Below are 25,445 nucleotides of genomic sequence, written 5' to 3'. Positions count from 1 at the left end.
GCTTTCCATTGATATGCCCGAAGTAACCATGTTTACTCCGAATGTATGTCTTGCAACGTGTGCGGTAAGGTTCTCATTGATACCCAAAGCCACACCGAGTGAATGAAATTCAAACCACATGGAATCACGTGAAGAAAGAGGGAAAACAGGTTTGCTATCATCCGCTGTATTGTATAGCGACATTATTTGTTCAGCTATCGGATGCAAGGGAATGAACGCTTCGTTGTTGGTCTTTGCTCTTTTCTCACGGATGTATTTTCTACCGTCTGCCGTCATCCCGATATGGTGTGGATACAGGTTACGTAAATCGACATAAGCCAAACCTGTAAGGCTGGAGAAAACAAACATTCTGCGTGCCAACTCCAAAGCCTTATCCTCCATAGGAGTCTCCATAATGAGCAGCAAGTCATTTCTGGATATATGTCTACGCTTTGGTGAGCCTTTCTTTTCATATCCGACATCTTCCAATGGATTGAATTTCAGCAGACCTCTGTCAACAGCGATATAAACCAAGCGTTGCAGCCAACAGAGATTATGGTTCGTATTGGATGCACTATACCCTTTGCCAATCAAGAACAACTTATAAGATTTGCCAAATTCCTCAGTCAAATCTTCAAATGCAATGTCATTCATTCCTCGTAACCCGATGAACTCTCGCAAGTTGAGCTGCGATGTCTTCGATTGGCGATAAGAAGATGTTGAGTTAATACGGATGGAGCGCAGCCTAAGGCGTTCACGCTCCTCCTCGCCAGTGGCAAGCAATGTCATCGGGATAGTATTTGCATCAACAATAACATTCTTCAGAATCTCGGCGGTAACGATGCCCTTTTCCTTTGTTGCCTGCTCGTAGGCTTCGTCAATTCTTAGTCTGAACGCTTGCAGTTGTCCGTTCACTCTTGCATTCTTGGCTTCACCTTTTTTCGTGTCCCATTCTTCGGGAGCACAGTAAAGACCTGTTGCTATGGCTGACACTTTGCCGTCAATCGTGATACGGCAAAATATAGATGTGGTTCCGTCTGCCTTTACTCTGCCACGGTTGATATAATAAAACTGCTTGTATGTACTTCTCATTGTTATGTTCCTTTCTTATTTTGTGATAATATTACAGGACAAACTTGAAGTCCTTGTTGACTTCGATGAACTTGTCCATATCCTCAAATAGCTTTTTCGGGGTGACACGTGCATAGATTTGCGTGGTCTGAATGTTGTTGTGACCAAGCATTCTGCTGATAGTCTCTATCGGAACACCTTCTTCGAGCGTAACGAGCGATGCGAAACTGTGCCGTCCAACATGATAGACCAAATCCATACTTATGCCAGATAGTACTCGGAGACTTTTCATGTTACCTCTCAGCACTCGAAATTCCTGTGGCGGTAAAAGAGTAGGTCTTGTCGGGTCTTTGTATTTCTCCAACATGGCAAGCGCCTCTGGCAGTAACTTCACACGTGCAAGCATCTTGTTCTTCTTTCTATGGTATTTCAGCCAAAGGCTGCCCTCCTCATCACGAAAGAGGTTTTCTTCCGTGATGGAAACCGTATCGGCATAAGCCGTGCCTGTATAGCAGGCGAAAAGAAAAAGGTCACGGGTCAAAGCCAACGATTTTCTTCGCTCTGGTATTTCGAGGTCACGAATTTTCAGGAAGTCCTCACGTGTCAATGCCTTTGGTGGATTCTCTTTCTTTTGAGGTAGCTTGAAGTGCATGAAATGATAACGCTCGGAGTGTCCTGCCTTGAAAGCTATTCGGCAGGTCTTCTTCAATATGGCGAGATAGTGGCGGACTGTATCAAGTGCAAGACCTCTCTCGTCCAAGCAAAAGTCCATGTACTCACGGATAAACTGCTCGTCAAGCTCACCGAATGCCACATCGTCAGTTCCATAACGCTTCTTGACGAACAATCCCAATGTCAGGCGAGTGTACTGGTAGTTTGGCAGCGTGCCTTTCTTGTAGTCGATGCCGATTCTTGACTCAATGTCCGCAATGATGGCGTCAAGCTGCTTCAACAAGGTCATCTGAGTGTCTGCACTGCATTGAAACAGATCCTTTATCGCCTTTGCGTCAAAATCCGTCTTGCGCTCCACAAGTGACTCGTAGGCTGAGTTTATTGCCAGCAACAGCTTGTCAATCTTGGCGTTCACTTCCACAGCCTCCTTGCTCTTGCCGTCAAGTCTGCTCTCACGTGGATTCCATAACTTTGGCGTACATGACAACTTGCAACCGAACTGCGCCATTGTTCGGTTGAGGGTGATGCGTCCCATGATGGGAGCCTTACCGTTCTTGTCCAATCCGCTCTTTTTAAGGTAGAGCAGCACCTTGAATTTTTCAACTTTCATCTGCTTACTTTTTTAGTTTGCAAAAATAATCAATCAGTAAGCATTCTCCGTCATTGAAAGTTGTGCATAACAGTGCAACAAACACTGGTGACAAACTATTTGTTTTTCACCTCGTTAGCAGTGTTGGTTTCGGTAACTGACCGCTAACGGTTTGGTAACTGAAATAACTCAATATCCTGCTCGGCTTTGCTTTGCAGCCAATTGGCAGAATTATGAAATATTGCTCATTCTCAACCACTTGCAGCTCATTTATCTCATATTCACTTTCCGTTGCTTTTGCTTAAATTGTGCATACCTTTCGCCATTCCTTTTTCCATACCTCTCTTCTCATCAAACTTTCTGGTGGCATATATATCACGCATATTCTTGATGTCCTCGTCATAAAGCTCAAGTTCCTCGCGGGAAAGCTTGCGGAGGTCGCCTATCTCTGCCAACTTGCGGAAGACTGGATACTTCTCGCTGAATGGCATCTGTTCAAACATGTTCATATTCTTCACTATATAAATCCAACAATCAAATATATCCATACACTCTGCCTCCGTATGCTTGTCGAACAACGGCAGTTGGAGTAATTGTTATACAATGTTTTTATATGCATTTTGCCAACAATAATACATTATAGTCAAAACAAATCGCTATGGGTTCCATTGTTGAGAAACAACAAGGTTAGTTTTTTATCGTTTTGTTCCCACAGCATCAACCAATCAGGGGTTATGTGACATTCCCATATCCCTTCTAGGTTTCCGTGAAGTTTATGCGATTTATATGATGGTGGCAATTTACCCTCATTGGCTAGTTTTTCTACTGCTTTTTCAATGAGAACTGGATCAAAACCACGTTTCACCCCTTTTCGCAGAGACTTTTTAAATTTGTTTGTAAAGTCAATAGAGTATTTCATTCTAAGCACTGTTTGATTAAGTCGTGAGCATCTTTTGCATGATATACTCTGCCAGCTTTAACATCTTCTAGGGCTTCTTCAATTCCACTTTTCTTTTCGGCTTGAATAACCCAGCCAAACTTCTTTGCCAGTTCCTTTAATAAGTTGAAGTCAACTTGCGGAACAGTTATAGTTGTTGTTATATTATTTATAGCTACATCCATATTGCTTTACTTTAATGTTATTTCTAATTTGCCGCAAAGATACGACTTTTCCTCGTAACTTCCAAGGTTTTTGGGAAAAATGTAGGGATGATGATAATGAAAATGAGGGTTTCAACATAAAGTTACCTTCAGAAATAGCTTCTCAAAAATAACAATTAAAATTTCATTCTCCTTTCACAATCATCAGAATATACTTATAATCAGTTGCTTAAGTGTGAAAGGAGAATTCTCTGAAACAACAATAATAATCAGTAGATAGGACTATTCATATAAGGAGAAAGCAACTTAGTCTAAGGGAGAAAGCAACTATCACAAAAGGAATAGAAAAGGCTTCTTTCTATCGGATGACCCGTGTCATCCATATAGATGACGGGAGTGAGCCATATAGATGACCCGAGTCATCCATATAGACGAACTTAGTCGTCCAGCTGATAACTCACCCCTTTTCTCCTGCCAATATCTATCCCTCATCCTTCTGGTTACTATCCTTTATCCCAGCATTCATAACAAAGACACCCACTATTCATTATCAAGACACCCACTATTCCCTATTGGAGCAAGGCACATCGCCATATTTAAGCTTAGCCATCAATTACCATCTCAAAATAAAGAGATTTTTCGGCTCAGGGGAGATTGTCCGTGGATAAGACAATCTCCCCTGAGCCTTTTTCTTTCCATTCTTGGTAATCGCTTTTTGAGTTATATACATTAGTTCATTCCTGCAGAATGGCACTTTTCTATATTTTGAGCATTAATAATTTAAACTGTTTTTGTCTAACAAGAAGTCTTTCAGCCCGATTGTAAGGATGCCATCTTCATTTCTCTTGGGCTTGATATCATCTTTCACAATGATTATTTTCTTGAAAGAGTCCTTAATTCTCAATAGTGATGCCGATTCCTGCGCCTCTTTTTCTAATGTTGGCATGGCGAAAGCTGACTGGATGTAATATCGCTGACTTCCTTGATTCACCACAAAATCCACCTCCAACTGCTTCCTGATCAACTTGCCACTTTTGTCTGGCTCTCTGACTTCCACCATACCCACATCTACATGATATCCTCTCGTACGCAATTCATTGTATATGATATTCTCCATGATATGTGTCTCTTCTTGCTGGCGAAAGCCTAACAGAGCGTTTCTGATTCCAAGATCCGAAAAGTAATATTTTGCCAAGGTGTTGATATACTTCTTCCCCTTGATATTATATCTGATGGACTTTTCCACAAGAAACGCATCTTCTAAAAAACCTAGATACTTGTTTATCGTCTGATGATGAATGGCCACATTCTTGACACTCTTGAATGTATTGGCAAGCTTCGTTGGATTGCATGGAGCACCAATGGAAGAGGCGATAATTCGCAGCAATTCATCAAACTCTCCCATGTTTTTTATCTTATGGCGTTCCAACACATCTACGAGATACACACTCTTATACAAGTTATTCAGATAATCTTCTTTTTTCTTATCTGTATCAAGCGTCAAAATAAGAGGAAGCCCTCCGTATGTATAATAATCTTTCCATGCATTGTCTATTGTCCCTTTATATCCTTCACAGTATTCAGAGAATGACAATGGAAATAAATGTATCTCATCACCTCTACCACGGAACTCTGTCACTACATCCGTCGATAGAAAATGCGAGTTGCTGCCTGTAACATATACATCTGCATTTGATATATGCAGCAAGCTATTCAATACATCTGTAAACTCATCTACCATCTGTACCTCATCAAGCATGATGTAGTAGAGATTTTTGTCTGTTATCTGCTCCTTGATGTATTTCAACAGATTATCAGGATCACGCAGTTCCTTATTGGTACGATCATCGAGGGCAACCTCTATGATATGGTCATCTGAAATCCCTTGCGAATTTAGATACTCATGAAATAACTTGAACAGAAGATATGACTTTCCACATCTTCTGATACCTGTAATAATCTTAATCAAGCCATTCCTTTGGCTTGCGATAAGTTGGTCTAAATATTGTTGTCTTTTAATATCCATAATTATACTATATTATCAAAAAGTGGCAATATTACCACTTTTCGTCACTGCAAAGATACAAAAAATATCTAAGAATGCGCAACTTTATTATCAAAAAGTGGTAAACTTACCGTTTTTCGTCACTAAAAAGGCTCAAACGAAGGCTTTTACCATGATTTACAAGCAAAAAGTGGTAGTTTTACCACTTTTCGTCACTTTCCCATTTTCTAGTTCCCAAAAAATGACATAAATGGTTCAGAAGAGATTGTCTATCCACGGACAATCTCCCCTGAACCGATTTTTCCTTTCACACTTAACTCTCTCATTTTCAATATAATCCACATTCCGTGAAAGGAGATTTATGATTCACCTTAAATATTTTCTGCAAATAGTTTTTTCTGCGGATGGCTTACATTGAAATACTGGAGGATGAAACGAAAATAGGCGGCTCCCAGAATCTGAGAGTCGCCTATAAATTATATATATTCGTGATGAAGTAAATCTATTACTCTTTCATTACTTCTTGGTGAGAACCACCTTGTTAGCACCCTCGTGAGAGAGGTAGAGCTGAATCTTGTAGGTGCCTTCGCCTGCAGGAACATTGAGATCCTTACCATTATTAACAGAGATGTTGTCGTAAGCAGTAGGGTCGTTGTTTGCACCACCCCAGCTTATAGCCCAATCATCATTCATGGCAAACTTGAAGCCATCCTTCAATGTGGTTGTGAGCTCCCAGCAACCTGCTTCCTTATTGTATGTCATGTGGCAGTTAGCGTCATCCTGCTTCCAACCATTGTGGTTACCTACGACAGTGATAGACTTCACCTGAGTAAGAGCGTATGTACCAGCCTGCAAGTCAACGTCAATCTTGTAGAAACCTGCACCTGGGTCAGGGCAGTTTTTGCCGCCATTGTCGGCAATCTTGCCTTCGCCATCGAATTCATAGTCACCAGCCCAGTCATCAGTTCCAGCCTGTGGCTTGAACTTGAACTCGCCATTCAGGTAATAGAATCCCTGATACTTGCCGTCACCGTTTCCACCATAGAGAGCATTTGTTGACTTCCAATTAGAATCACCGCCAATCTCATAGAAGTACTCACCGAATGAGAGAGGAGTAATCTTGTAGGTGTATTCCAACATATTGATCTCAACCTTGATGTACTTGGCACCAGCACTTTTAGGAACCTTGAATGATGCATCGTTGCCAACCTTTGCACGGGTATCCAACTGCTCTGTTTCATTCAGAGCGTTATTGCCTTTACCTTTTGCTGTACCGAGAACAGAACTCCAGTCACCATTAGCTACACCTTCGCAAGCTGCGTCATCTACAATACCGAACCAAGTATCGTCACCCTCCTTTGCTGGAATTGTGATTGTGAAGATTGGGTCATCGTAAACATTAATGTCGCTATGGTTGAACTTCTGGGTCTTTGCTGCATCAGCTGTCCAATCCAAAGTACCACCAATGATATAGTAGTTCTGAGAGATGTTAGGAGCTACAGGTGTAGCTGTCACCTTTACAGTACCTGCGTCAATCAAAGCAGCCTGTCCATCCTTTACGGCAGTTGTGTAAACATGACCGTCGAAGGTGCGAGCTACAGGAGCCTTTCCATAAACGCTTTCAATAAGAGCCTGCAGGTCTGCCTTGGCAGCTTTACCATCATTAGAAGTCTTTACTTCTGTGGCAGTTGCATTTTCTGCACCCTCAGGAGTCAGTTCGATTCGGCTGTTTCCCAATTCGAAACCTTCTGGAAGAGTGGCAGAGCTGATGGTATAAACATTCATACTGTCTTCTGCTACTTTAGCCAGGTCTAATGCGTCAACTGCACTTGCCTGGTAGCCAGGAATTGTGATGGCATCTTCCTGTGGGTTAGTCTGAGGATCTGCCCAGTCTTTGAAATCTTCGCTGCAGGACCCCATAAAGAGGCCTGCAAGTGCGATAGAGATATATAATGATAACTTTTTCATTGTCTTTCGATTTTAAATCGTTATTTACTTGATTTCACCAGTTCCCTTAGCGATGTTGAGGTGAACCTGCTGACCTACATTACCTGTAGCTCTATCCTGGTCGCCGCCTGTTGCACGGTACTTGATCTTACCGTCTAATGTGACGAACTCAGAATGCCACCAGTCGTGTCCAGGAATCTTAACGTACATACGTACACCCTTATCAGTACCAGCAGGAACTGAACCTACGAATGCAGGAGATACGAATTCTCCGTCCTTGGTTGTAGGTACGGTGAATGACCAGCCTTCAGCTTCCTCTGCGAAATCGTCGCTACCAGCTGCAGGGCCAATGAGCCAGATTGTTGGCTTGTTGAACTGAACGTCATAGTGGATTTCACGGTTTACAACTGATGTTGTAACGATTACCAGATACCAGCCTGGGTTCTTGGAAGCGATATTGCCTCCATTGTCAATGATGTCGTCCTTGCAGTCGCCGGAAACAGTGATGCCAGCATAACCAACTTCGCTATTATTCCATGCTGCTGCAGTATTGAACTTGATACCGCTATCGTCGATATAGACAAGATGCCAGAATGTATCCTCTGTACCATAAACCTGAACCATATCGAAGCAATTGTCCCATTTCCAATCACAGAAGTTGCCTACAGTATATACATGGCTAGGCAAGTTGACTGGTGGCAATGAGAACAAGAGGTGAATATTGTTGAGTGAAACTACATTAGAAAGAATCTCTGTTCCCTCTACAACATTACCATTGCTGGTCACAATATTTGCCTTCAAGCGGAAGTAAGCCTTTACGTCCATAGGGAAATCAGCCTCAGTCTTGCCTTTTTGCACATAGATGTTAGTCAAGGTACTTGCCAATGAAGCTGCATCAATTGCAACCTTGGCACTGTTGCTGGTTTCTGAAAGCTCAACAGCATCAGTCATATTTTCATCTGTTGCAACCTGTACTGTATATTGAACGCTAGCTGTATAGCCATAGTTAGGCTGTGAGCAGGTCAACATAATCTTAGACGAATTCGCCAGGTCGATTGGTGTATTCACCAATGCTGGAGTATTCAATTTGAACTCTGTTGGTGTCTGAATAGACGGATTAGAGTCATTGTCGTCGCTACAAGCTGTCATGAGAGTTAAACTCATGACAACGAGTAGAGCTGATTTAATTATATTTTTCATAATGAATTCCTTTTTATGTTTACGAATTAATATCCAGGGTTCTGAATCAGATTCTTGTTAGATGTCAACTCGTTGGTTGGGATAGCAAAGATATTCAAATCTTTAGAGAAGTTGCGACCTTCCTTGGTGCCACCCTTCCACTGCCAGTTGTAGTTGACATTGCCACCATAACGGTTGAAACGAATCAGATCCATACGACGGCGACCCTCGAAGTAGAACTCACGGCTCCATTCATCGCAGATATCGTTCAGAGAATAGCCCTTGTCTTCACGGATAGAGGCATTTGCACGCTTGCGGATAGCATTGATAGCTGCTGTACCTTCAGCTGTAGTCTCTCCACCATTGAGGCGGGCATCAGCCTCTGCAAAGTTCAGGTAAGCCTCTGCTGCACGCATCAGGAAGAAGTCTGCATCTGGGAATGTAGCATCATGACCTGCGCTACCGTCTGTTTTGAAGTTGGTAAACTTAGCAACAGCGAAACCGCTCTTGAAAGTAGAAACGTCATCATTATCCAATGTACGGTTTACACCGCAGAAGAGAGCACGGTCGTCACCGGCAGCTTCTGCTGTAGCGTAGCTTTCAAGATTTGGAACGTTACCATTAGGGAAGAACTTCTTAACCAAATCAGGACGAGCGCGGTTACCACCCCAAGCCTGGTCAGTACCATTGGTAGCTTTAGGGTTGTTTGGATTTGCGTGCATATCTTGATCGTAGGTAGAAGCCAACAGGAAGAGTGTTGAACACCAGCTTGTGGTCTTCAAACCATCCTGCAAGAGAGGGAAGATACCCTCGTAAGCTGCATCAGTCTCACCGTTATCGCCCATGAAGAGCATCTGGTAAGCACTCCAGCCGTTTACGCTTGTGGTGTTCAGCTTATAAGATGAATCCATCACCTTCTTGGCGTATTCCTTTGCCTTTGCCCACTGAGCTGTGCCAGTATAAACCTCTGCATTGAGGTAGAGGCGGGAGAGAAGCAACCAGCATGCAGCCTTATCTACACGGCCGTAGCCTTCATCTGTTGACTTCTTAGCCTTTGCTTCAGAAAGGTTTGGTTCTATTTCAAGAAGCTCCTTCTCGAGCCATTCGTAAGTCTGTGCTCTGGTATATCTTTCAGGCTTGGTCAATGGCTGAAGTGTAAATGGGATGTTGCCCCATGCATCCATCAAGCTATAGTATTCGTATGCTCTCAGGAAGCGAACCTCAGCAAGCTTGGTTGCATCCTGATCTCCTGCTTCAGCAAGATACTGGTTGCAATAAGCAATACCAGTTGTAATACGGGCGTACAAACCGGTCAACATTGGGTTTGTGGCATTGTAGCTATTATAGCAGAAGCCGGCAATACCATCATCACCCCAACCGCAGATAGCTTCATCGGTTGTGAGCTCGTTTGCATTGAATGTCTGGCGTACAAAACCAGATGTACCACCATCAATACCATCAATGTCGCAATCGCCATTAGCACCACCATTACCAGCCATGGCAAAGTTAGCGTAGCACTTGTTGAAAAGGCCATCGATGTTAAGGTTTGTCTGGATGTTTGGGTTAATCGGAGTAACGTCCAAATCACCGACACATGATGTTGTTGTTCCCATTGTAAGCAGGAGTGCTGCTACAGGAACAATATTTTTAATATATTTTTTCATAATGAATATCCTTTCTTATTAGAAATTCAAGCTAAGACCAACTACAACAGAGAATGGACGTGGGTAGAGGTTGTTGTCATTACCATCGCCTACTTCTGGATCCAAGCCGTCATAATTTGTAATTGTGAATACATTTGATGCAGTAGCGTATGCACGACCTGAAAGTCCATGCCAGCCGCTTGACTTAAACAAGTTGTTGAAGCTGTAACCCAATGTGATGTTGTCGCACTTCAGGAACGAAGCGTTCTTCACATAGTAGTCAGACAACTTAGAAGTAATCTCGTAGGTCTGCCAGTTTCTCTCAACTGTACTCTTCAAACGGTTAGAGAAGTACTTCAAAGAGTTAGAGAACCACTCACCTGTATTCATGTTACTCATGCCCTGCTCAACATTGTTATATACATAGTTGCCGATGCTTGCACGCAAAGAGAAACCGAAGTCCCAGTTCTTGTATTCCAGGCGAGAAGAGAAGCCCATTGTTACAGGAGCTGCTGGGCTCTTGTAGAGATACTTATCGCTTTCATTGATCTTACCGTCACCGTTACGGTCAACTACGCAGTTCTCAATTGGCTTGCCGTTCTTGTCGTAAACCTGCTGGTAAACATAGTATGAGTTCATTGCATAACCCACCTGGTTAGCCTGCAGATAAGCACCAGAACCATCACCTACCTTGATGTTTGTATTAACAACAGGAGCACCATTCTCTGATACACCATTCAAGTCGGTAATCTCGTTCTTGTTGTAAGTGAAGTTGTATGTCATGGTCCAGAACCAGTCCTTGGTCTGGATAGCACGCCAGGTAATAGCTGCTTCAACACCGGTATTCTTCAAGGAACCGATGTTCTGCCATGCCTGGTTCTTGTAACCTGCCATAGAAGGAAGTGGAGCATAGTTCAACAAGTCGGTAGTCTTTCTGTAGTACCAATCTACGCTACCAGACAATCTCTGATCCATGATGCCCCAGTCCAAACCTACGTTGTAGGTAGTGGTTGTTTCCCACTTCAAGTCAGGACGGTAGTTGTTTGGTCTGTAGAGCTCACCTGTACCAGTAACAGGATAGAAACCGTTTGTACCAGTGCTGATAGCATAAGAAGGAATCCACTCATAGTCACCGATAGAACCAGCCTGCTGACCAGTTTTACCATAGCCCAGACGGAGTTTCAAGTCAGACAACCAGTCAGCGTTCTTCAGGAACGCCTCTTCGTTAGCCTTCCATGCAAAAGCGAATGATGGGAACCATGCCCAGTGCTCCTTGAAACGTGAAGAACCATCATCACGAACGGTTGCTGTCAGGAAGTAACGGTCGAGCAAGGTATAGTTGGCACGTCCGAAGAAAGATACCAGGTAGCTTTCGCTCTTCTCGCTATATGGAGTATGAGGACGCTCTGTACCTGCAAGACTTGCATCGTTATTTGTTTCAGGATAATAACCTACATAGTCATTGTTCTTGCTGCGCCAGAAGTGCTGCCACTCATAACCAGCCATGATGTCGAAGTGATGAATCTTGTTGAAATCCTTGTAGTACTGAGCGTAAGCACTCAAAGAGAGGTTGCGCTTCAGAATTTCCTCACCACCATAGCTACCATAGTACAATGCGCTAGAACATGATGGAGCAAATGACTGGCTCTGGCGACCTTTAGAGATATCTGCACCCAAGGTAGCATGCAATCTCAAGTCCTCGAAACCGTGTACCTTATAGTCGATGTCTGCACTACCGATGAATGAACGGCTGTGAGCAATCTGACTGCCCTGATCCAGCAAAGACAGAGGGTTAGGCATCTGTGTGGTGCTGTCATAAGTGAAAGGCCATGTGTTATCACCATACTCTGCTTTCTTTGACCACTGGAAATAGCCACCATAGTTCTTGAGAGTCTGGTCCATATTGCTGCCCAGCTGATTCTTGTGATATTCAGATGTAAACTTGTAAGGATCCTGGGTTGGGTCCATTCTTACAGCTGATGAAACTACAGAACCATCAGTATATAAGGTTCTGGCATACATACCCTTGGCATTCAGGTTCAATGTCAAGTGATCCTTGAAGAATGATGGGTTCAAGTTCAAAGATGCTGTAGCACGCTTGAAGTCTGATGTCTTGACGATACCCTGCTGGTCTGTATAACCTACAGAAACACGGTATGGGAGAGACTTAGCTGCACCAGAAACTGTAATGTTGTGGTCGTGGCTGATAGCTGTGCGGTAAATCAAGTCCTGCCAGTTGGTGTTGGCTGTACCCAGTGCGCTATAAGCTTCACTGTCTTTGCCATACAGTCTTTCAACATTTGCACGGAACTCGTCAGCGCTAAGAACATCAATTGTGTTCTTCTTCTCGCTGATGGTTACGCTACCAGAGTAAGAAACGGTAGGCTTCTGACCCTTGCGACCCTTCTTGGTTGTAATGATGATGACACCGTTAGAACCACGGGAACCGTAGATAGCAGTTGCAGAAGCATCCTTCAAGACACTGAAAGACTCAATATCCTGTGGGTTTACTACAGAAAGGAGGTTAGAAAGACCCTTTACACCATCGTTGTCCATTGCCAGACCATCGATAACGATCAATGGGTCGTTAGATGCGTTCAGAGAAGAACCACCACGAACACGGATCTTGGCACCACCACCAGGAGTACCGTCGTTGCTGGTAATGTTTACACCGGCAACCTTACCTGTAAGCATATCCTGTGCGTTGACAACCACACCCTTGTTCTTAGAGTCTGGCTTGATAGCTGTAACAGAACCGGTTAAGTCAGACTTCTTAGCCACACCATAACCGATGACTACGACCTCATTCAAGGACTTGGAATCATCCTGCAAGGTAATGCTCATTTCTTTAGAAGCCTTCACGGTCTGTGGAGTCATTCCCAGATAAGTGAAAGTAAGATTGGTACCTGGAGCTGCGTCAACAGAGAAGTTACCATCCATGTCGGTAATACCTACTGCCTTACCGTTCACTGTAATGGTAGCACCCATGACAGGCTCACCGGAAGCATCCTTCACATGTCCCTTAATCGCATTAGTCTGCGCAAAGGAACTCACCGTCAGAAGCAGACCACCTGCGAGGGTCAATGCTCTGAGAGGTAATTTAATTTTTACCTGCTTCATCATTTGCTTGATTTTTAAGTTTATGTTTATACTATTGTTATTCTTAAAATGAATATTCTGCTTTTAGTCTCTGGCCTGTTTATGTAAAGAGGTCGAGTTGTCTAATTGTTTATTCTTTCTGGGTGCAAAATTAAAGTCTTTTTCGATACGATGTACTATTTTTCAGTTAATTCCGTTATTTCTTATGCGCAAACGTTTGCATTCCTTTTGCTTGATTTAGGTCAACAAAAAAAGTACAAAATAGCGGATATTTGCCTAATTTTGCAGCGTGATTTAAAACAACATGAACGAAAATAACAACATAACAATGAAAGATATAGCTCGCGAACTGGGAGTCAGTGTTGCTACAGTGAGCCGGGCGTTGAAGGACAGTCCTAGAATCAGTGCTGCCCAGAAGGAGCGTATCCAGACTTTTGCACGTGAACATAATTTCTTTCCGAACATGCTTGGTGAGGCTTTGCGCCATAGCAAGGTACAGCCGATGAAGGTCATCGGAGTCATTGTGCCGGAGTTCGTACATTATTATTTTATGTCCGTCCTTTCGGGCATAGAGGAGGAGGCGAGAGCCCGCGGATATCGTGTGATGGTGGCACAGAGTAACGAAAGATACGACAAGGAAGTGGCCATCTGCGAGGACTTCTATAAGAATAAGGTATGTGGTATCATCGTATCACAGGCGAAGGATACCAAGCAGTACGCCCATTTTGAGAAGTTGATGAACAATGGCGTGCCTCTCGTCTTCTACGATAGAATCTGTACGGGCGTGAACTGCTCCCGAGTGGTAGTAGATGACTATATGGGCGCCTTTACCGCCGTTACCCATCTGGTGGATACGGGCTGCAAGAAGATAGCCTTCTACGGTTCGCCGATGAATATGGAAATCTCCAAGAACCGTTATAACGGTTATCATGATGCACTGGTGAAACATGGATTGACGGAGAATCCCGACTGGGTGAGAATCTGTGACAACCGTGCCCAGGCAGAGGTGCTTACACCAGAGATATTGAGGGAAGAAAATCATCCGGATGCTTTCTTCGCCATCAATGATGATACGGCGATAGGCATTCTCTATACTGCCAAGCGAATGGGCTTCGATGTGCCGAATGACATCAGCATCTGCGGCTTTACCAATGGCGACAGAGCCAAGGCTTGCGATCCGATGCTCACTACGGTAGAACAGCGTGGAGTGGCAGTAGGCGAAGAGGCTGCAAACATTCTCATCGGACTGGTGGAAGGATCCAATCCTACGCATGACGTTGAGAAGCGAGTGGTAAGGACTCGTCTGGTGGTAAGAGGAACTACCCGATAACTTTGAACTTTGAGCTTTGAACATTGAACTTTATAAACAGCTCTAATAACTTAATGTCCTTTGTGAATTTCAATGTTCAAAAATCAAAGTAAGGGTAATCATAAAGTTCAAAATTCAATGTTCAAAATTCAAAGTATAACAATATGACACAAAAACCTGATTTAAGTTTCTGGAAGCTCTGGAACCTGAGCTTCGGATTCTTCGGAGTACAGATTGCCTACGCTCTTCAGAGCGCCAACATCTCCCGAATCTTTGCAACGTTGGGTGCTGATCCACACAACTTGAGTTATTTCTGGATTCTCCCTCCATTGATGGGAATCCTTGTACAGCCTATTGTCGGCACATTGAGTGACAAGACCTGGTGCCGTTTTGGTCGCCGCATCCCTTATCTCTTTGTGGGAGCCACGGTCGCCGTACTCGTGATGTGCCTGCTGCCGAATTCCGGTTCTCTTGGTCTGACGGTAAGCGGTGCGATGCTCTTCGGCTTGATTGCCCTGATGTTCCTCGATACGAGCATCAATATGGCGATGCAGCCTTTCAAGATGCTGGTAGGCGATATGGTAAACGAGAAGCAGAAGGCAAAGGCTTACTCTATCCAGAGTTTCCTCTGCAATGCCGGTTCTGTAGCCGGATATATCTTTCCATTCCTCTTTACCTTCCTGGGTATCAAGAATGTTGCCGAAGAGGGCGTGGTGCCTGATTCTGTAATATGGTCGTTCTACGTGGGCGCTGCCATCCTCATCCTCTGTGTCATCTATACCACGATGAAGGTGAAGGAGTGGAATCCTCAGCAGTATGCTGCCTATAATGGTGTAGCTGGCGAGGTAGAAAAGGAAGAAGAGGGCAAGGCAGACTGGATTACCCTCTTGAAAAACGCGCCTTCTACTTTCTGGAAGGTGGGACTGGTTCAGTTCTTCTGCTGGGCTGCTTTCCTTTATCTCTGGAACTATTCTACAGGTGCCATCGCTGAGACCGTATGGAATACCACCGATCCAAAGTCGGCAGAGTTCCAGGCGGCAGGCAACTGGGTAGGCATCCTCTTTGCCGTTCAGGCAGTAGGTAGTGTGCTCTGGGCAGTGGTTCTTCCTCAGTTCAAGAATACCAAGATGGCTTATAGTGTGAGCTTGATTATAGGTGGTGTGGGCTTCGCTCTCATCCCATTCCTGCACGATCAGTATCTGCAGTTTATTCCATTCCTGATGATTGGTGCCGGCTGGGCTGCCATGTTGGCGATGCCTTTCACTTTCGTGACCAATGCTCTGCAGGGTTATGGCCACATGGGCGCATACCTGGGCTTGTTCAACGGAACCATCTGTATTCCTCAGATTGTGGCTGCCATCTGCGGTGGTACTGTTCTGAGTCTGGTTGGTTCTCATCAGAGCGATATGATGATTGTGGCTGGCGTGTTGCTTATCGCCGGTGCATTGTCTGTAGGCATTATTAAAGGTCATGAATGAGTGTATAAGTAAAACCCGTGCAAACGTTTGTGCAGGATTTGTCTGAAATTGTGCACATAGAAATTATATACTTACGATTTTTTTTGCTAATTTCGCACTGAAAATAATAAAATTAAATATAAACTAACTTCTAACGGACTCTTATGACGATACATTTTCATATAGAATACGGAACAATGTTCGGCGAGCAACTCGTCTTGAACATACAGGAGGATGATGAAGAAAAACTGAAACTTCCTATGGCTACTCTCAATGGTAAGGAGTGGTCGGTTGACTGGTGTGTAAAACAACCCGCCAAAGCCTATACCTATTATTATAGTGTAGAGCGAGACGGCGTGGTGGTTAAGACAGAATGGCTTCTTGTGAAGCATCGTCTGGAACTTACAGCCCTGAAGGCTAATAATCTGACCCAGTATGATCATTGGAAGGTGATTCCAGAGGATGCATATCTCTATAGCAGTGCCTTTACAGACTGTATCAATCATCAGGCTCCAGAAGAGATGAAGGAGCAGAATGATGCCAAGACCGTGCGCCTCGTGGTGCGTGCTCCTCAGCTTCGCGACGGTGATCGCTTAGGTGTTGTGGGCGCTGATAACCTGTTGGGCACATGGAATGCCAAGAAGATGCTGAAGATGACTCAGCACTCTTATAATGAATGGGTTGCAGAACTGGATGCTGCCCATCTGCAGACTCGCCACATGGAATTCAAGTTTGTGGCTTACAATGAGAAGAAGGATTCGCTGATCTGGGAAACATCCATGAACCGCACCATCGACCTTCCTGAGATGAAAGCCGGTGATGCCATCACTTACGAACTGGATCAGGCATTCTTCGCCCTTTACAATCGCAAGCTTGCCGGAACACAGGTGCCGGTATTCTCTCTGCGCAGCGAGAAAAGTGCCGGTGTGGGCGATTTCGGCGATCTCAAGACGATGATTGATCTCGTGGCATCTACCGGTCAGAAGGTTCTTCAGCTTCTGCCAATCAATGATACCACCATCACCCATACCTGGACGGACAGCTATCCATATAGCTGCATCAGCGTCTTTGCTATCCATCCGATGTATGCCGATCTGAATGCCTTACCTGCATTGAAGGACAAGAAGGCTTGCGAGAAGGCAGAGAAGACCCGCCAGGAGCTCAATGCCTTGCATCAGATTGATTATGAGAAGGTGAATGATTTCAAGCAGGATTATCTGCAACAGATATTTGCACAGGAAGGTAAAGAGATGATGTCGGGAGCCGATTTCAAGGCTTTCTTTCAGGAAACGCAACAGTGGCTCGTGCCTTACGCACAGTATTCTTACCTGCGTGACAAGAATGGCACCGCCGACTTCTCTCAGTGGCCAGACCATAATGTCTGGGATGAGGCTGAGCGCAAGGATTTGACCAACCCTGAAACCGAGGCGTACCAGAACGTGGAGTTCTTCTACTTCGTGCAGTTCATTCTGAACAAGCAGATGCAGGAGGCACACGAGCATGCCAAGGCTAAGGGTGTCATCCTGAAGGGTGATATTCCTATCGGTGTGCATCGCCACAGCTGCGATGTGTGGATGGAGCCTAAGTACTTCAACCTGAATGGTCAGGCGGGTGCTCCACCGGATGATTTCTCTGTAAACGGACAGAACTGGGGATTCCCTACCTACAACTGGGATGAGATGCTGAAGGACGGCTGCCTCTGGTGGACCCGCCGCTTCCAGAATATGTCGAAGTTCTTTGATGCTTACCGCATCGACCACGTGCTCGGCTTCTTCCGAATTTGGGAAATCCCTGTGCATAGCGTGCATGGTTTGCTCGGACAGTTTGCGCCAGCTATCGCCATGACCCGTGGTGAGATCCAGAGTTACGGCTTGAACTTCCAGGAGGACCGCTTCACCCGTCCATTCATTACCGACTGGGTATTGGACCGTATGTTCCATGAGCGTGCTGATGAGGTGAAGGAGAAATATCTCGACCGTCTGGATGATGAGCGCTATCAGATGAAGCCTGAGGTAGATACCCAGCGCAAGGTAGAGGCACTCTTCCAGGATGTAACTGATGAGAAGGAAATCTGGTTGCGTGATGGCTTGTATGCCCTGATCAGCGATGTGCTCTTTGTGCGTGACCGTAAGGATCCTGAGCTCTTCCACCCACGTATCTCTGCACAGCTCGACTTCATCTACGAGTCGCTCTATGATAACGACAAGGCTGCGTTCAACCGCCTTTACAACGACTACTTCTACCGTCGCAACAACCAGTTCTGGTATGGTGAGGCGATGAAGAAGTTGCCTAAGCTGGTTCAGGCTACCCGTATGCTGGTTTGTGCCGAAGACCTGGGTATGGTACCTGATTGTGTACCATGGGTGATGGACGAGTTGAAGATTCTGAGCCTGGAGCTCCAGAGCATGCCAAAGGATCCAACGGTTAAGTTTGGTCATCTGAGCCGTAATCCATACCGCTCTGTCTGCACCATCACCAGCCATGATATGCCAACCTTGCGTATGTGGTGGGACGAGAACATCTCCCGCACCCAGGAGTATTACAACACGATGCTCTATCGTGAGGGACCAGCTCCTCATCCGCTCCCAGGTTGGTTGGCAAGAGACATCATCGCCCGTCACCTGGCGTCTCCATCCATGCTCTGCATCTTGAGCGTACAGGATTGGCTCGCCATTGATGAGAAGCTCCGTCTGCCGGATGCTGAAGCCGAGCGCATCAACATTCCTGCCAATCCAAAGCACTACTGGCGCTATCGCATGCACCTCAGTCTGGAGGAGTTGGCTGCCAACAAGGAGTTCATGGCTAACATTACAGAGCTTGTGGCACAGGGCGGACGCAATTAAGCGGGTGACTCTTCAAACAAGGAATAAAGGTGTGCAACCGTTTGCACATTGTTATACATCAAAATACCCTTCTATTTTTAGGAGGGTATTTTTGTTTTTCGTATCTTTGCAAGCAATAATGCAAGTGCGTGCAACGGAAGCTGTTTTCCTGATTGCCGGTGCTGCAATATCCCAAAGTCTAACGAATAAACAAACGAATAAACAATAGGTAAACAGAATGAAGAAACTGAATTTATTAGTGATGGGTCTCTTGCTCCCGATGTTGGCAGCAGCCCAGACCGTCAAGTCGCCTAACGGCAACGTCTCGGTAACTTTCTCTTTATCCGAAAAGGGACAGCCTACCTACGAGATGAGCTATAAGGGAAAGACTGTGTGCAAGCCATCTCATCTCGGATTGGAGCTGGCTAAGGATAAGCATGCCTCTAAGGGTATGGAAGAAACCAGTCTGATGGATGGTTTCACAGAGACTGGCAGCAAGACATCGACCTTCGATGAGACCTGGAAGCCAGTATGGGGCGAGACTGCTACCATCCGCAACAACTATAACGAGATGGAGGTAAACCTGAATCAGGCATCTTCCAAGCGTAACATCACTATCCGCTTCCGTGTATATGATTATGGTATGGGCTTGCGCTATGAGTTCCCACAGCAGGAAAGCCTTAACTATTTCGTAATCCAGGAGGAGCATACACAGTTTGCCATGGCAGGCGATCATACTGCCTATTGGATTCCTGGCGATTACGATACCCAGGAGTATGACTACAACATTACTCCGTTGACAGGTATCCGCCCAATTATTGCGAAAAACCGCGAATCTTACAAGAGCAATTCATCTACCACCGTCTTCTCGGATACTGGCGTTCAGACCTCTCTCCAGATGAAGACCAAGGATGGTCTCTATATCAATATCCACGAGGCTGCCTGTCTGGATTATCCAACCATGCACCTCAACCTCGACGAAAAGACATTGACTTTCGAGTCTTGGTTGACTCCTGATGCCGTAGGCAGAAAGGGATTCATCCAGACTCCATTCAATACACCTTGGCGTACCGTGATGGTAAGCGATGATGCCCGTGATATGCTTTCATGCAAGTTGACTTTGAATCTCAACGAGCCTTGCAAGATCGAGGATACTTCATGGATTCATCCTACCAAGTACTGCGGCGTTTGGTGGAACATGATTGTTGGCACCAAGACCTGGAGCTATACCAACGACCTGCCATCTGTTCGCCTCGGTGTAACCGATTACAGCAAGTGCAAGCCTAATGGCACTCATGGTGCAACCAACGAGGAAGTAAAGCGCTATATCGACTTTGCAGCCAAGAACGGTTTGCAGGAGGTGCTGGTAGAAGGCTGGAACGAAGGATGGGAAGACTGGTTCGGCCATCAGAAGCTCGATGTTTTCGATTTCGTAACTCCATATCCTGACTTCGATATCAAGATGCTCAACGACTACGCACACTCCAAGGGCGTGAAGCTGATGATGCACCACGAGACCTCTTCTGCTGCTCTCAACTACGAGCGCCATCTGGAGGATGCCTTCAATCTGATGAACAAATATGGCTATGATGCCGTGAAGACCGGTTATGTGGGCGATATCATCCCAAGAGGTGAGTATCACTACAGCCAGTTGATGAACAATCACTATCAGCGTGTGGTTGAAACAGCTGCCAAGCATCATATCATGGTAAATGCCCACGAGGCAACCCGTCCTACTGGTATCTGCCGCACCTGGCCTAACCTGGTGGGTAACGAGAGTGCCCGTGGTACAGAGTATGAGGCATTTGGCGGCAGCAAGCCTTATCACACCGTGATGTTGCCATTCACCCGTCTGCAGGGTGGTCCGATGGATTACACTCCTGGTATCTTCGAGACCAAGCTTTCTGAATGGAGCAACAACCAGAGCTATGTTCATACTACACTCTGTGGTCAGCTTTCGCTCTATCTCGTGATGTACAGTCCTTTGCAGATGGCAGCCGATCTTCCAGAGCATTATGAGAAGTACGACGATGCCTTCCAGTTCATCCGCGACGTAGCTTGCGACTGGGACGACTCCAAGTACCTGGAGGCAGAGCCAGCTAAGTATATCACCGTAGCCCGCAAGGCTAAGGGTACCGACAACTGGTTTGTTGGTGGCAAGACAGATGCTGCCCGTACATCCGTAGTAAAGCTCGACTTCCTCGATAAGGGCAAGAAGTATGCTTGCGCCATCTATCAGGACGGCAAGAATGCAGATTACGAGAAAAATCCTAAATCTTACCAGATCATCCACAAGACTGTGAAGAAGGGTGATGTCTTGAAGATTAAAGAAGCACGTGGTGGTGGTTTTGCCATCTCATTGCTTGCTAAATAATTTTTGGGAATTTGAGAGATGTCAGGGATAAGACCATAACTTCGTGTTATGAGGATGATTTCCTGATTTCTCTTGAATTCCTTTTCCCATTTTAAAACTACAGTTTTATAACTATAGTTTAATGACTAACAAGAGCTTAAATAATATGAATGTTCAAAAACTAATAATCGCAGCATTGACAGCTACTGTTTTACCAACTTCATTGAGTGCTCAGCAGACATTCAATGAGATGATGTATTCCAAGGAGAAAACCATGTTCGTTCTCAATGCCCCAACAGCCGGCAAGTCTTCTGTTACCATCCGTCTTTATAAGGATGGACAAAAAGGTAAGGCTTACAAGACGCTGAAGATGAAGAAGATGGGCGATGAACGATGGGGGGCTACCGTGAAGGGCGATCTGAAAGGTAAGTTCTATACCTTCGATATCGGTAAGGGCGAAACGCCGGGAACCTTTGCCAAGGCGGTAGGTGTGAATGGAAACCGTGGCGCTATCGTTGATCTCTATGATATCGACCCTGTGGGATGGGACAAGGATGTGCGTCCTGCCATCCAATCGCCAGCCGACCTCGTCATCTACGAGCTCCACGTACGTGATTTCTCCATTTCTCCTACATCGGGTTTGAAGTATCAGGGCAAGTATCTTGCCCTCACCGAACCTAAGGCTATCGAATATCTCAAGAACCTCGGCATCAATGCCATCCATTTCCAGCCGGTGTTCGATTACGCCTCAGTAGATGAAACCAAGCTCAACAAGCCTCAGTTCAATTGGGGCTACGATCCGAAGAACTATAATGTGCCGGAAGGCAGCTACAGTACCGACCCTTATGCTCCAGGAACCCGCATCAAGGAGTTCAAGGAGATGGTGATGGCGCTTCACAAGGCTGGTATCCGAGTGATTTTCGATGCCGTGTATAATCACACCTTCGATATCAATGGCAGTAACTTCCAGCGTACCTATCCTGATTATTATTATCGCAAGACCAAGGAGGGTAAGTATAGCGATGGTTCCGGCTGCGGCAACGAGACAGCTTCTGAAAAGCCTTTGATGCGCCAGTTTATGCTGGAGAGCGTGAAGTACTGGATTGATGAATTCCATATCGACGGCTTCCGCTTCGACCTGATGGGTGTTCACGATATCGAGACCATGCAGGCTATCCGTGAGATGGTAAACCGCATCGATCCTAGCATTTATATCTATGGTGAGGGATGGAGTGCAGGCAGCTGTGCTTATCCTACGGAGAAACTTGCCATGAAGGCGAATACCCATCAGCTCAATGGTATCGGTGCCTTCAGCGATGATATGCGTGATGCTCTTCGTGGTCCTTTCTCTGATGACCATAAGGGTGCGCTCCTGGCTGGACTCCCTGGACAGGAGGAAAGTCTGAAGTTCGGTATCGTGGGTGGCATCGCTCATCCGCAGGTCGATATGACCAAGGTGAACTATGACAAGAAGCCTTGGACCAACAACCCAACCGAGCAGATCAGTTATGTAAGCTGCCACGATGATATGTGTCTGGTAGATAGATTGAAGGCGAGCATCCCATCCCTGACAGACAAGAATATCTCGGAGGAGATGCGTACTGCCGAGTTGCTCCGCATCGACCAGCTTGCCCAGACCTGTGTGTTCACTTCGCAGGGTGTACCTTTCATCCTTGCCGGCGAGGAGATGCTTCGCGACAAGAAGGGAGTGCATAACAGTTTCAATTCTCCAGACAGCATCAACCAGTTTACCTGGACCAATCTGCAGAAGTATCCACAGGCATTCACCTTCTATAAGAATCTGATTCAGCTCCGCAAGAACCATTCAGCCTTCCGTCTTTCTACAGGCGATAAGGTGCGTCAGCATCTGGAGTTCCTGCCTAGTCAGGATGCCAATGGCAACCAGCAGACTTGCCTCGTAGGTTTCCAGCTCAAGAACTTGGAGGGCATCGATGCCTGGAAGCAGATCATTGTTATCTATAATTTCAACAAGCAGGCAAAGAAGATGCAGATTCCTGAGGGCAATTACACCGTGGCTTGCTGCAATGGTGTTATCAACGAGGAAGGTCTGGGCTTCATCGCCGGAAAGGAAGTAGAGGTTGCCCCTCAGTCTGCCTTGATTCTTTATCAGAAATAGTCTATATATAATAAGGTATAAGAAATGTCTATATATATAATAAGGTATAAGAATAGTCTATATATATAATAAGGTGTAATTATGAAAAAGATAATAGCTTCATTAGTGCTTATGGGTAGCGCAATAAGTATGAACGCGACAGTCAACGTAAGCCGCATTGAACCTACCGACTGGTATGTGGGCATGAAGGATGCTTCGCTCCAGCTGATGGTGTATGGCAAGGATATCAAGAATGCTGATGTCTCTGTGGATTATCCGGGTGTGAAGGTGGATAGCATCGCCCGCCTCGATTCTCCTAACTATCTCCTTGTATATCTCAATCTCGATGGTGCCAAGGCTGGAGAGATGACACTCAACTTCAAGCAGGGCAAGCAGTCGAAAAAGGTGAAGTATGTGTTGAAGAACCGTGAGATGGCGGGTGACAAGCGCATCGGTTTCTCTAACGAGGATGTGCTCTACATGCTGATGCCCGACCGTTTTGCCAATGGCAATCTGAAGAACGATGCATTCAAGAACATGCGTGACAAGACCTGCGACCGCACGGCACCAAGTCTTCGTCATGGTGGCGACCTGGAGGGAATCCGCCAGCATCTGGATTATTTCAACCAGTTGGGCGTAACCGCCCTGTGGTTTACTCCGGTCTTGGAGAATGACAGTCCTAATGATGGCAAGAACAGTACCTATCATGGTTACGCTACCACCAATTACTATCGTGTAGATCCACGCTTCGGTACCAACGAGGAGTACAAGCAGCTTACTGCTGAGGCTCACAAGAAGGGATTGAAGGTGGTGATGGATATGATTTTCAACCATTGCGGTTTCGATCATCCTTGGGTAGTCGATATGCCATCGAAGGATTGGTTCAATGCTCCAGAATGGCTTGCTCCGGAAAATCAGACACCGGAACATCAGAAGAAGATAGGTACCGTGGATGGTGCTGCTAAGGTGAATGACAAGTATCTGCAGACCAGTTATAAGTTGACTCCTGTGCTCGACCCATACGCCAGCAAGGTAGATCTCACGGAAACCGTAGATGGCTGGTTTGTGCCAAGTATGCCAGATTTGAACCAGCGCAATCCGCACGTCATCAAATATCTGATTCAGAACAGTGAGTGGTGGATAGAGACCGTGGGCATCGACGGCATCCGCATGGATACCTATCCATACGCCGACCGTGATGCGATGGCACACTGGATGAAGGTGCTGGGCGAGGAATATCCTCACTTCAATACCGTGGGTGAGACTTGGGTGACCGAGCCTGCCTATACTGCTGCCTGGCAAAAGGATAGCAAGCTCTCTGAAAAGAACAGTTATCTGCCAACCGTGATGGATTTCGCCTTCTTCGACCGCATCAACAGTGCGAAGAACGAGGAGACTGATGATTGGTGGAACGGTATGAACCGCATCTACAACGTGTTCTGCTACGACTATCTCTATCCGAACCCAAAGAGCGTGATGGCATTCGTAGAGAATCACGATACCGACCGCTTCCTGGGTGAAGGCAAGGATACCCTGGCATTGAAGCAGGCGCTGGCACTTCTCCTTACCGTCAACCGCACCCCACAGCTCTATTACGGAACCGAGGTGTTGATGAATGGTACCAAGAGCGTAACCGATGGCAATGTCCGCAAGGACTTCCCTGGCGGTTGGGCAGGTGACAAGCACAATGCCTTTACTGCCGAAGGAAGAACACAGGCTGAAAACCAAATGTTCGACTGGCTCAGCCGATTATTGCATTGGCGTCAGGGCAACGAGGTCATCACCAAAGGTAAGCAGACCCAGTTCTGTCCGCAGAAGGGTGTATATGTCATTGCCCGCCAGTATAAGGGAAAGACCGTGATGACCATCATCAATGGCAAGAAGGAAGCCAATGAACTGAATGTTTCCCGCTATGCAGAGATTATCGGCAATGCAGAGAAGGCTACGGATGTAACGAATGGCCGTACCGTTCTGATCAACAAGAACGTGAAGCTTCGTCCTCGCCAGACTATGATACTCGAATTCTAGAAAAAACTCAAGAAAGTGCCTAACGGTGTATTTTTACACTGATAGGCACTTTTTTCTTGTATTTATTCTTTTGTT

General features: G+C 45.7%; 16 protein-coding genes. 6 read left to right on the top strand and 10 right to left on the bottom strand.

Annotated elements, in window-relative coordinates:
* The 10 genes from DXD25_RS11850 to DXD25_RS11800 form a co-directional block, all read right to left on the bottom strand.
* Positions 1-1,071, bottom strand: a 1,071-nt coding sequence (locus tag DXD25_RS11850) for a site-specific integrase (RefSeq protein WP_147327905.1), incomplete at its 3' end; no start/stop codon positions are given.
* 31 nt (positions 1,072-1,102) lie between these two features.
* The gene (locus DXD25_RS11845) at positions 1,103-2,332 is read right to left on the bottom strand and encodes a site-specific integrase (protein ID WP_117663687.1); all 1,230 of its coding nucleotides are present in this window, start codon (positions 2,330-2,332) and stop codon (positions 1,103-1,105) included.
* A gap of 260 nt (positions 2,333-2,592) precedes the next feature.
* Positions 2,593-2,889 carry a PD-(D/E)XK nuclease family transposase gene (locus tag DXD25_RS11840; protein WP_117663686.1) on the bottom strand — a complete coding sequence of 99 codons (297 nt, stop codon included), beginning with the start codon at positions 2,887-2,889 and terminating at the stop codon, positions 2,593-2,595.
* 65 nt (positions 2,890-2,954) lie between these two features.
* Positions 2,955-3,230, bottom strand: a complete 276-nt coding sequence (locus tag DXD25_RS11835; protein ID WP_117663685.1) for a type II toxin-antitoxin system YafQ family toxin — start codon at positions 3,228-3,230, stop codon at positions 2,955-2,957.
* A complete protein-coding gene (locus tag DXD25_RS11830; RefSeq protein ID WP_117663684.1) occupies positions 3,227-3,433 on the bottom strand; it encodes a hypothetical protein in 207 nt (68 codons plus the stop codon). The genes DXD25_RS11835 and DXD25_RS11830 overlap by 4 nt, the downstream gene beginning before the upstream one ends.
* A gap of 751 nt (positions 3,434-4,184) precedes the next feature.
* The gene (locus tag DXD25_RS11825) at positions 4,185-5,438 is read right to left on the bottom strand and encodes an ATP-binding protein (protein ID WP_117663683.1); all 1,254 of its coding nucleotides are present in this window, start codon (positions 5,436-5,438) and stop codon (positions 4,185-4,187) included.
* A 495-nt stretch (positions 5,439-5,933) separates the two neighbouring features.
* Positions 5,934-7,385, bottom strand: coding sequence for a DUF5115 domain-containing protein (locus tag DXD25_RS11815; protein WP_117663681.1), 1,452 nt, complete (start codon positions 7,383-7,385; stop codon positions 5,934-5,936).
* Between the two features lie 24 nt (positions 7,386-7,409).
* Positions 7,410-8,564: a SusF/SusE family outer membrane protein gene (locus DXD25_RS11810; protein WP_117663680.1), complete on the bottom strand. Its 1,155-nt coding sequence runs from the start codon at positions 8,562-8,564 to the stop codon at positions 7,410-7,412.
* Between the two features lie 26 nt (positions 8,565-8,590).
* Positions 8,591-10,207 carry a RagB/SusD family nutrient uptake outer membrane protein gene (locus tag DXD25_RS11805; protein ID WP_117663679.1) on the bottom strand — a complete coding sequence of 539 codons (1,617 nt, stop codon included), beginning with the start codon at positions 10,205-10,207 and terminating at the stop codon, positions 8,591-8,593.
* Positions 10,208-10,225: 18 nt separating this feature from the next.
* The gene (locus tag DXD25_RS11800) at positions 10,226-13,309 is read right to left on the bottom strand and encodes a TonB-dependent receptor (protein WP_117663678.1); all 3,084 of its coding nucleotides are present in this window, start codon (positions 13,307-13,309) and stop codon (positions 10,226-10,228) included.
* Positions 13,310-13,589: 280 nt separating this feature from the next.
* Between DXD25_RS11800 and DXD25_RS11795 the strand changes: the two genes are divergently transcribed.
* The 6 genes from DXD25_RS11795 to DXD25_RS11770 all read left to right on the top strand — a co-directional run bounded on the left by DXD25_RS11795 (position 13,590) and on the right by DXD25_RS11770 (position 25,370).
* Positions 13,590-14,615 carry a LacI family DNA-binding transcriptional regulator gene (locus tag DXD25_RS11795; protein ID WP_117663677.1) on the top strand — a complete coding sequence of 342 codons (1,026 nt, stop codon included), beginning with the start codon at positions 13,590-13,592 and terminating at the stop codon, positions 14,613-14,615.
* Between the two features lie 143 nt (positions 14,616-14,758).
* Entirely contained in the window at positions 14,759-16,072 is a 1,314-nt protein-coding gene (locus DXD25_RS11790; protein ID WP_117663676.1) for an MFS transporter, read from the top strand.
* 143 nt (positions 16,073-16,215) lie between these two features.
* The gene (locus DXD25_RS11785) at positions 16,216-18,894 is read left to right on the top strand and encodes a 4-alpha-glucanotransferase (RefSeq protein ID WP_117663675.1); all 2,679 of its coding nucleotides are present in this window, start codon (positions 16,216-16,218) and stop codon (positions 18,892-18,894) included.
* A 217-nt stretch (positions 18,895-19,111) separates the two neighbouring features.
* Positions 19,112-21,247: a glycoside hydrolase family 97 protein gene (locus DXD25_RS11780; RefSeq protein WP_117663674.1), complete on the top strand. Its 2,136-nt coding sequence runs from the start codon at positions 19,112-19,114 to the stop codon at positions 21,245-21,247.
* A 145-nt stretch (positions 21,248-21,392) separates the two neighbouring features.
* A complete protein-coding gene (gene pulA, locus DXD25_RS11775; RefSeq protein ID WP_117663673.1) occupies positions 21,393-23,363 on the top strand; it encodes a type I pullulanase in 1,971 nt (656 codons plus the stop codon).
* A gap of 81 nt (positions 23,364-23,444) precedes the next feature.
* Positions 23,445-25,370, top strand: a complete 1,926-nt coding sequence (locus tag DXD25_RS11770; protein WP_117663672.1) for a glycoside hydrolase family 13 protein — start codon at positions 23,445-23,447, stop codon at positions 25,368-25,370.
* The last annotated feature ends 75 nt before the right edge of the window (positions 25,371-25,445 follow it).

Source organism: Prevotella sp. TF12-30 (genome assembly GCF_003436715.1).
Taxonomy (GTDB): Bacteria; Bacteroidota; Bacteroidia; order Bacteroidales; family Bacteroidaceae; genus Prevotella; species Prevotella copri_A.
This window is presented reverse-complemented; position numbering and strand designations above follow the sequence as displayed.

What these genes read in the sequence shown, in the direction of transcription:
- DXD25_RS11845 (WP_117663687.1), bottom strand. Translation starts at nt 2,332, where the DNA reads ATGAAAGTTGAAAAATTCAAGGTGCTGCTCTACCTTAAAAAGAGCGGA.
- DXD25_RS11835 (WP_117663685.1), bottom strand. Translation starts at nt 3,230, where the DNA reads ATGAAATACTCTATTGACTTTACAAACAAATTTAAAAAGTCTCTGCGA.
- DXD25_RS11830 (WP_117663684.1), bottom strand. Translation starts at nt 3,433, where the DNA reads ATGGATGTAGCTATAAATAATATAACAACAACTATAACTGTTCCGCAA.
- DXD25_RS11825 (WP_117663683.1), bottom strand. Translation starts at nt 5,438, where the DNA reads ATGGATATTAAAAGACAACAATATTTAGACCAACTTATCGCAAGCCAA.
- DXD25_RS11815 (WP_117663681.1), bottom strand. Translation starts at nt 7,385, where the DNA reads ATGAAAAAGTTATCATTATATATCTCTATCGCACTTGCAGGCCTCTTT.
- DXD25_RS11810 (WP_117663680.1), bottom strand. Translation starts at nt 8,564, where the DNA reads ATGAAAAATATAATTAAATCAGCTCTACTCGTTGTCATGAGTTTAACT.
- DXD25_RS11805 (WP_117663679.1), bottom strand. Translation starts at nt 10,207, where the DNA reads ATGAAAAAATATATTAAAAATATTGTTCCTGTAGCAGCACTCCTGCTT.
- DXD25_RS11800 (WP_117663678.1), bottom strand. Translation starts at nt 13,309, where the DNA reads ATGATGAAGCAGGTAAAAATTAAATTACCTCTCAGAGCATTGACCCTC.
- DXD25_RS11795 (WP_117663677.1), top strand. Translation starts at nt 13,590, where the DNA reads ATGAACGAAAATAACAACATAACAATGAAAGATATAGCTCGCGAACTG.
- DXD25_RS11790 (WP_117663676.1), top strand. Translation starts at nt 14,759, where the DNA reads ATGACACAAAAACCTGATTTAAGTTTCTGGAAGCTCTGGAACCTGAGC.
- DXD25_RS11785 (WP_117663675.1), top strand. Translation starts at nt 16,216, where the DNA reads ATGACGATACATTTTCATATAGAATACGGAACAATGTTCGGCGAGCAA.
- DXD25_RS11780 (WP_117663674.1), top strand. Translation starts at nt 19,112, where the DNA reads ATGAAGAAACTGAATTTATTAGTGATGGGTCTCTTGCTCCCGATGTTG.
- pulA (WP_117663673.1), top strand. Translation starts at nt 21,393, where the DNA reads ATGAATGTTCAAAAACTAATAATCGCAGCATTGACAGCTACTGTTTTA.
- DXD25_RS11770 (WP_117663672.1), top strand. Translation starts at nt 23,445, where the DNA reads ATGAAAAAGATAATAGCTTCATTAGTGCTTATGGGTAGCGCAATAAGT.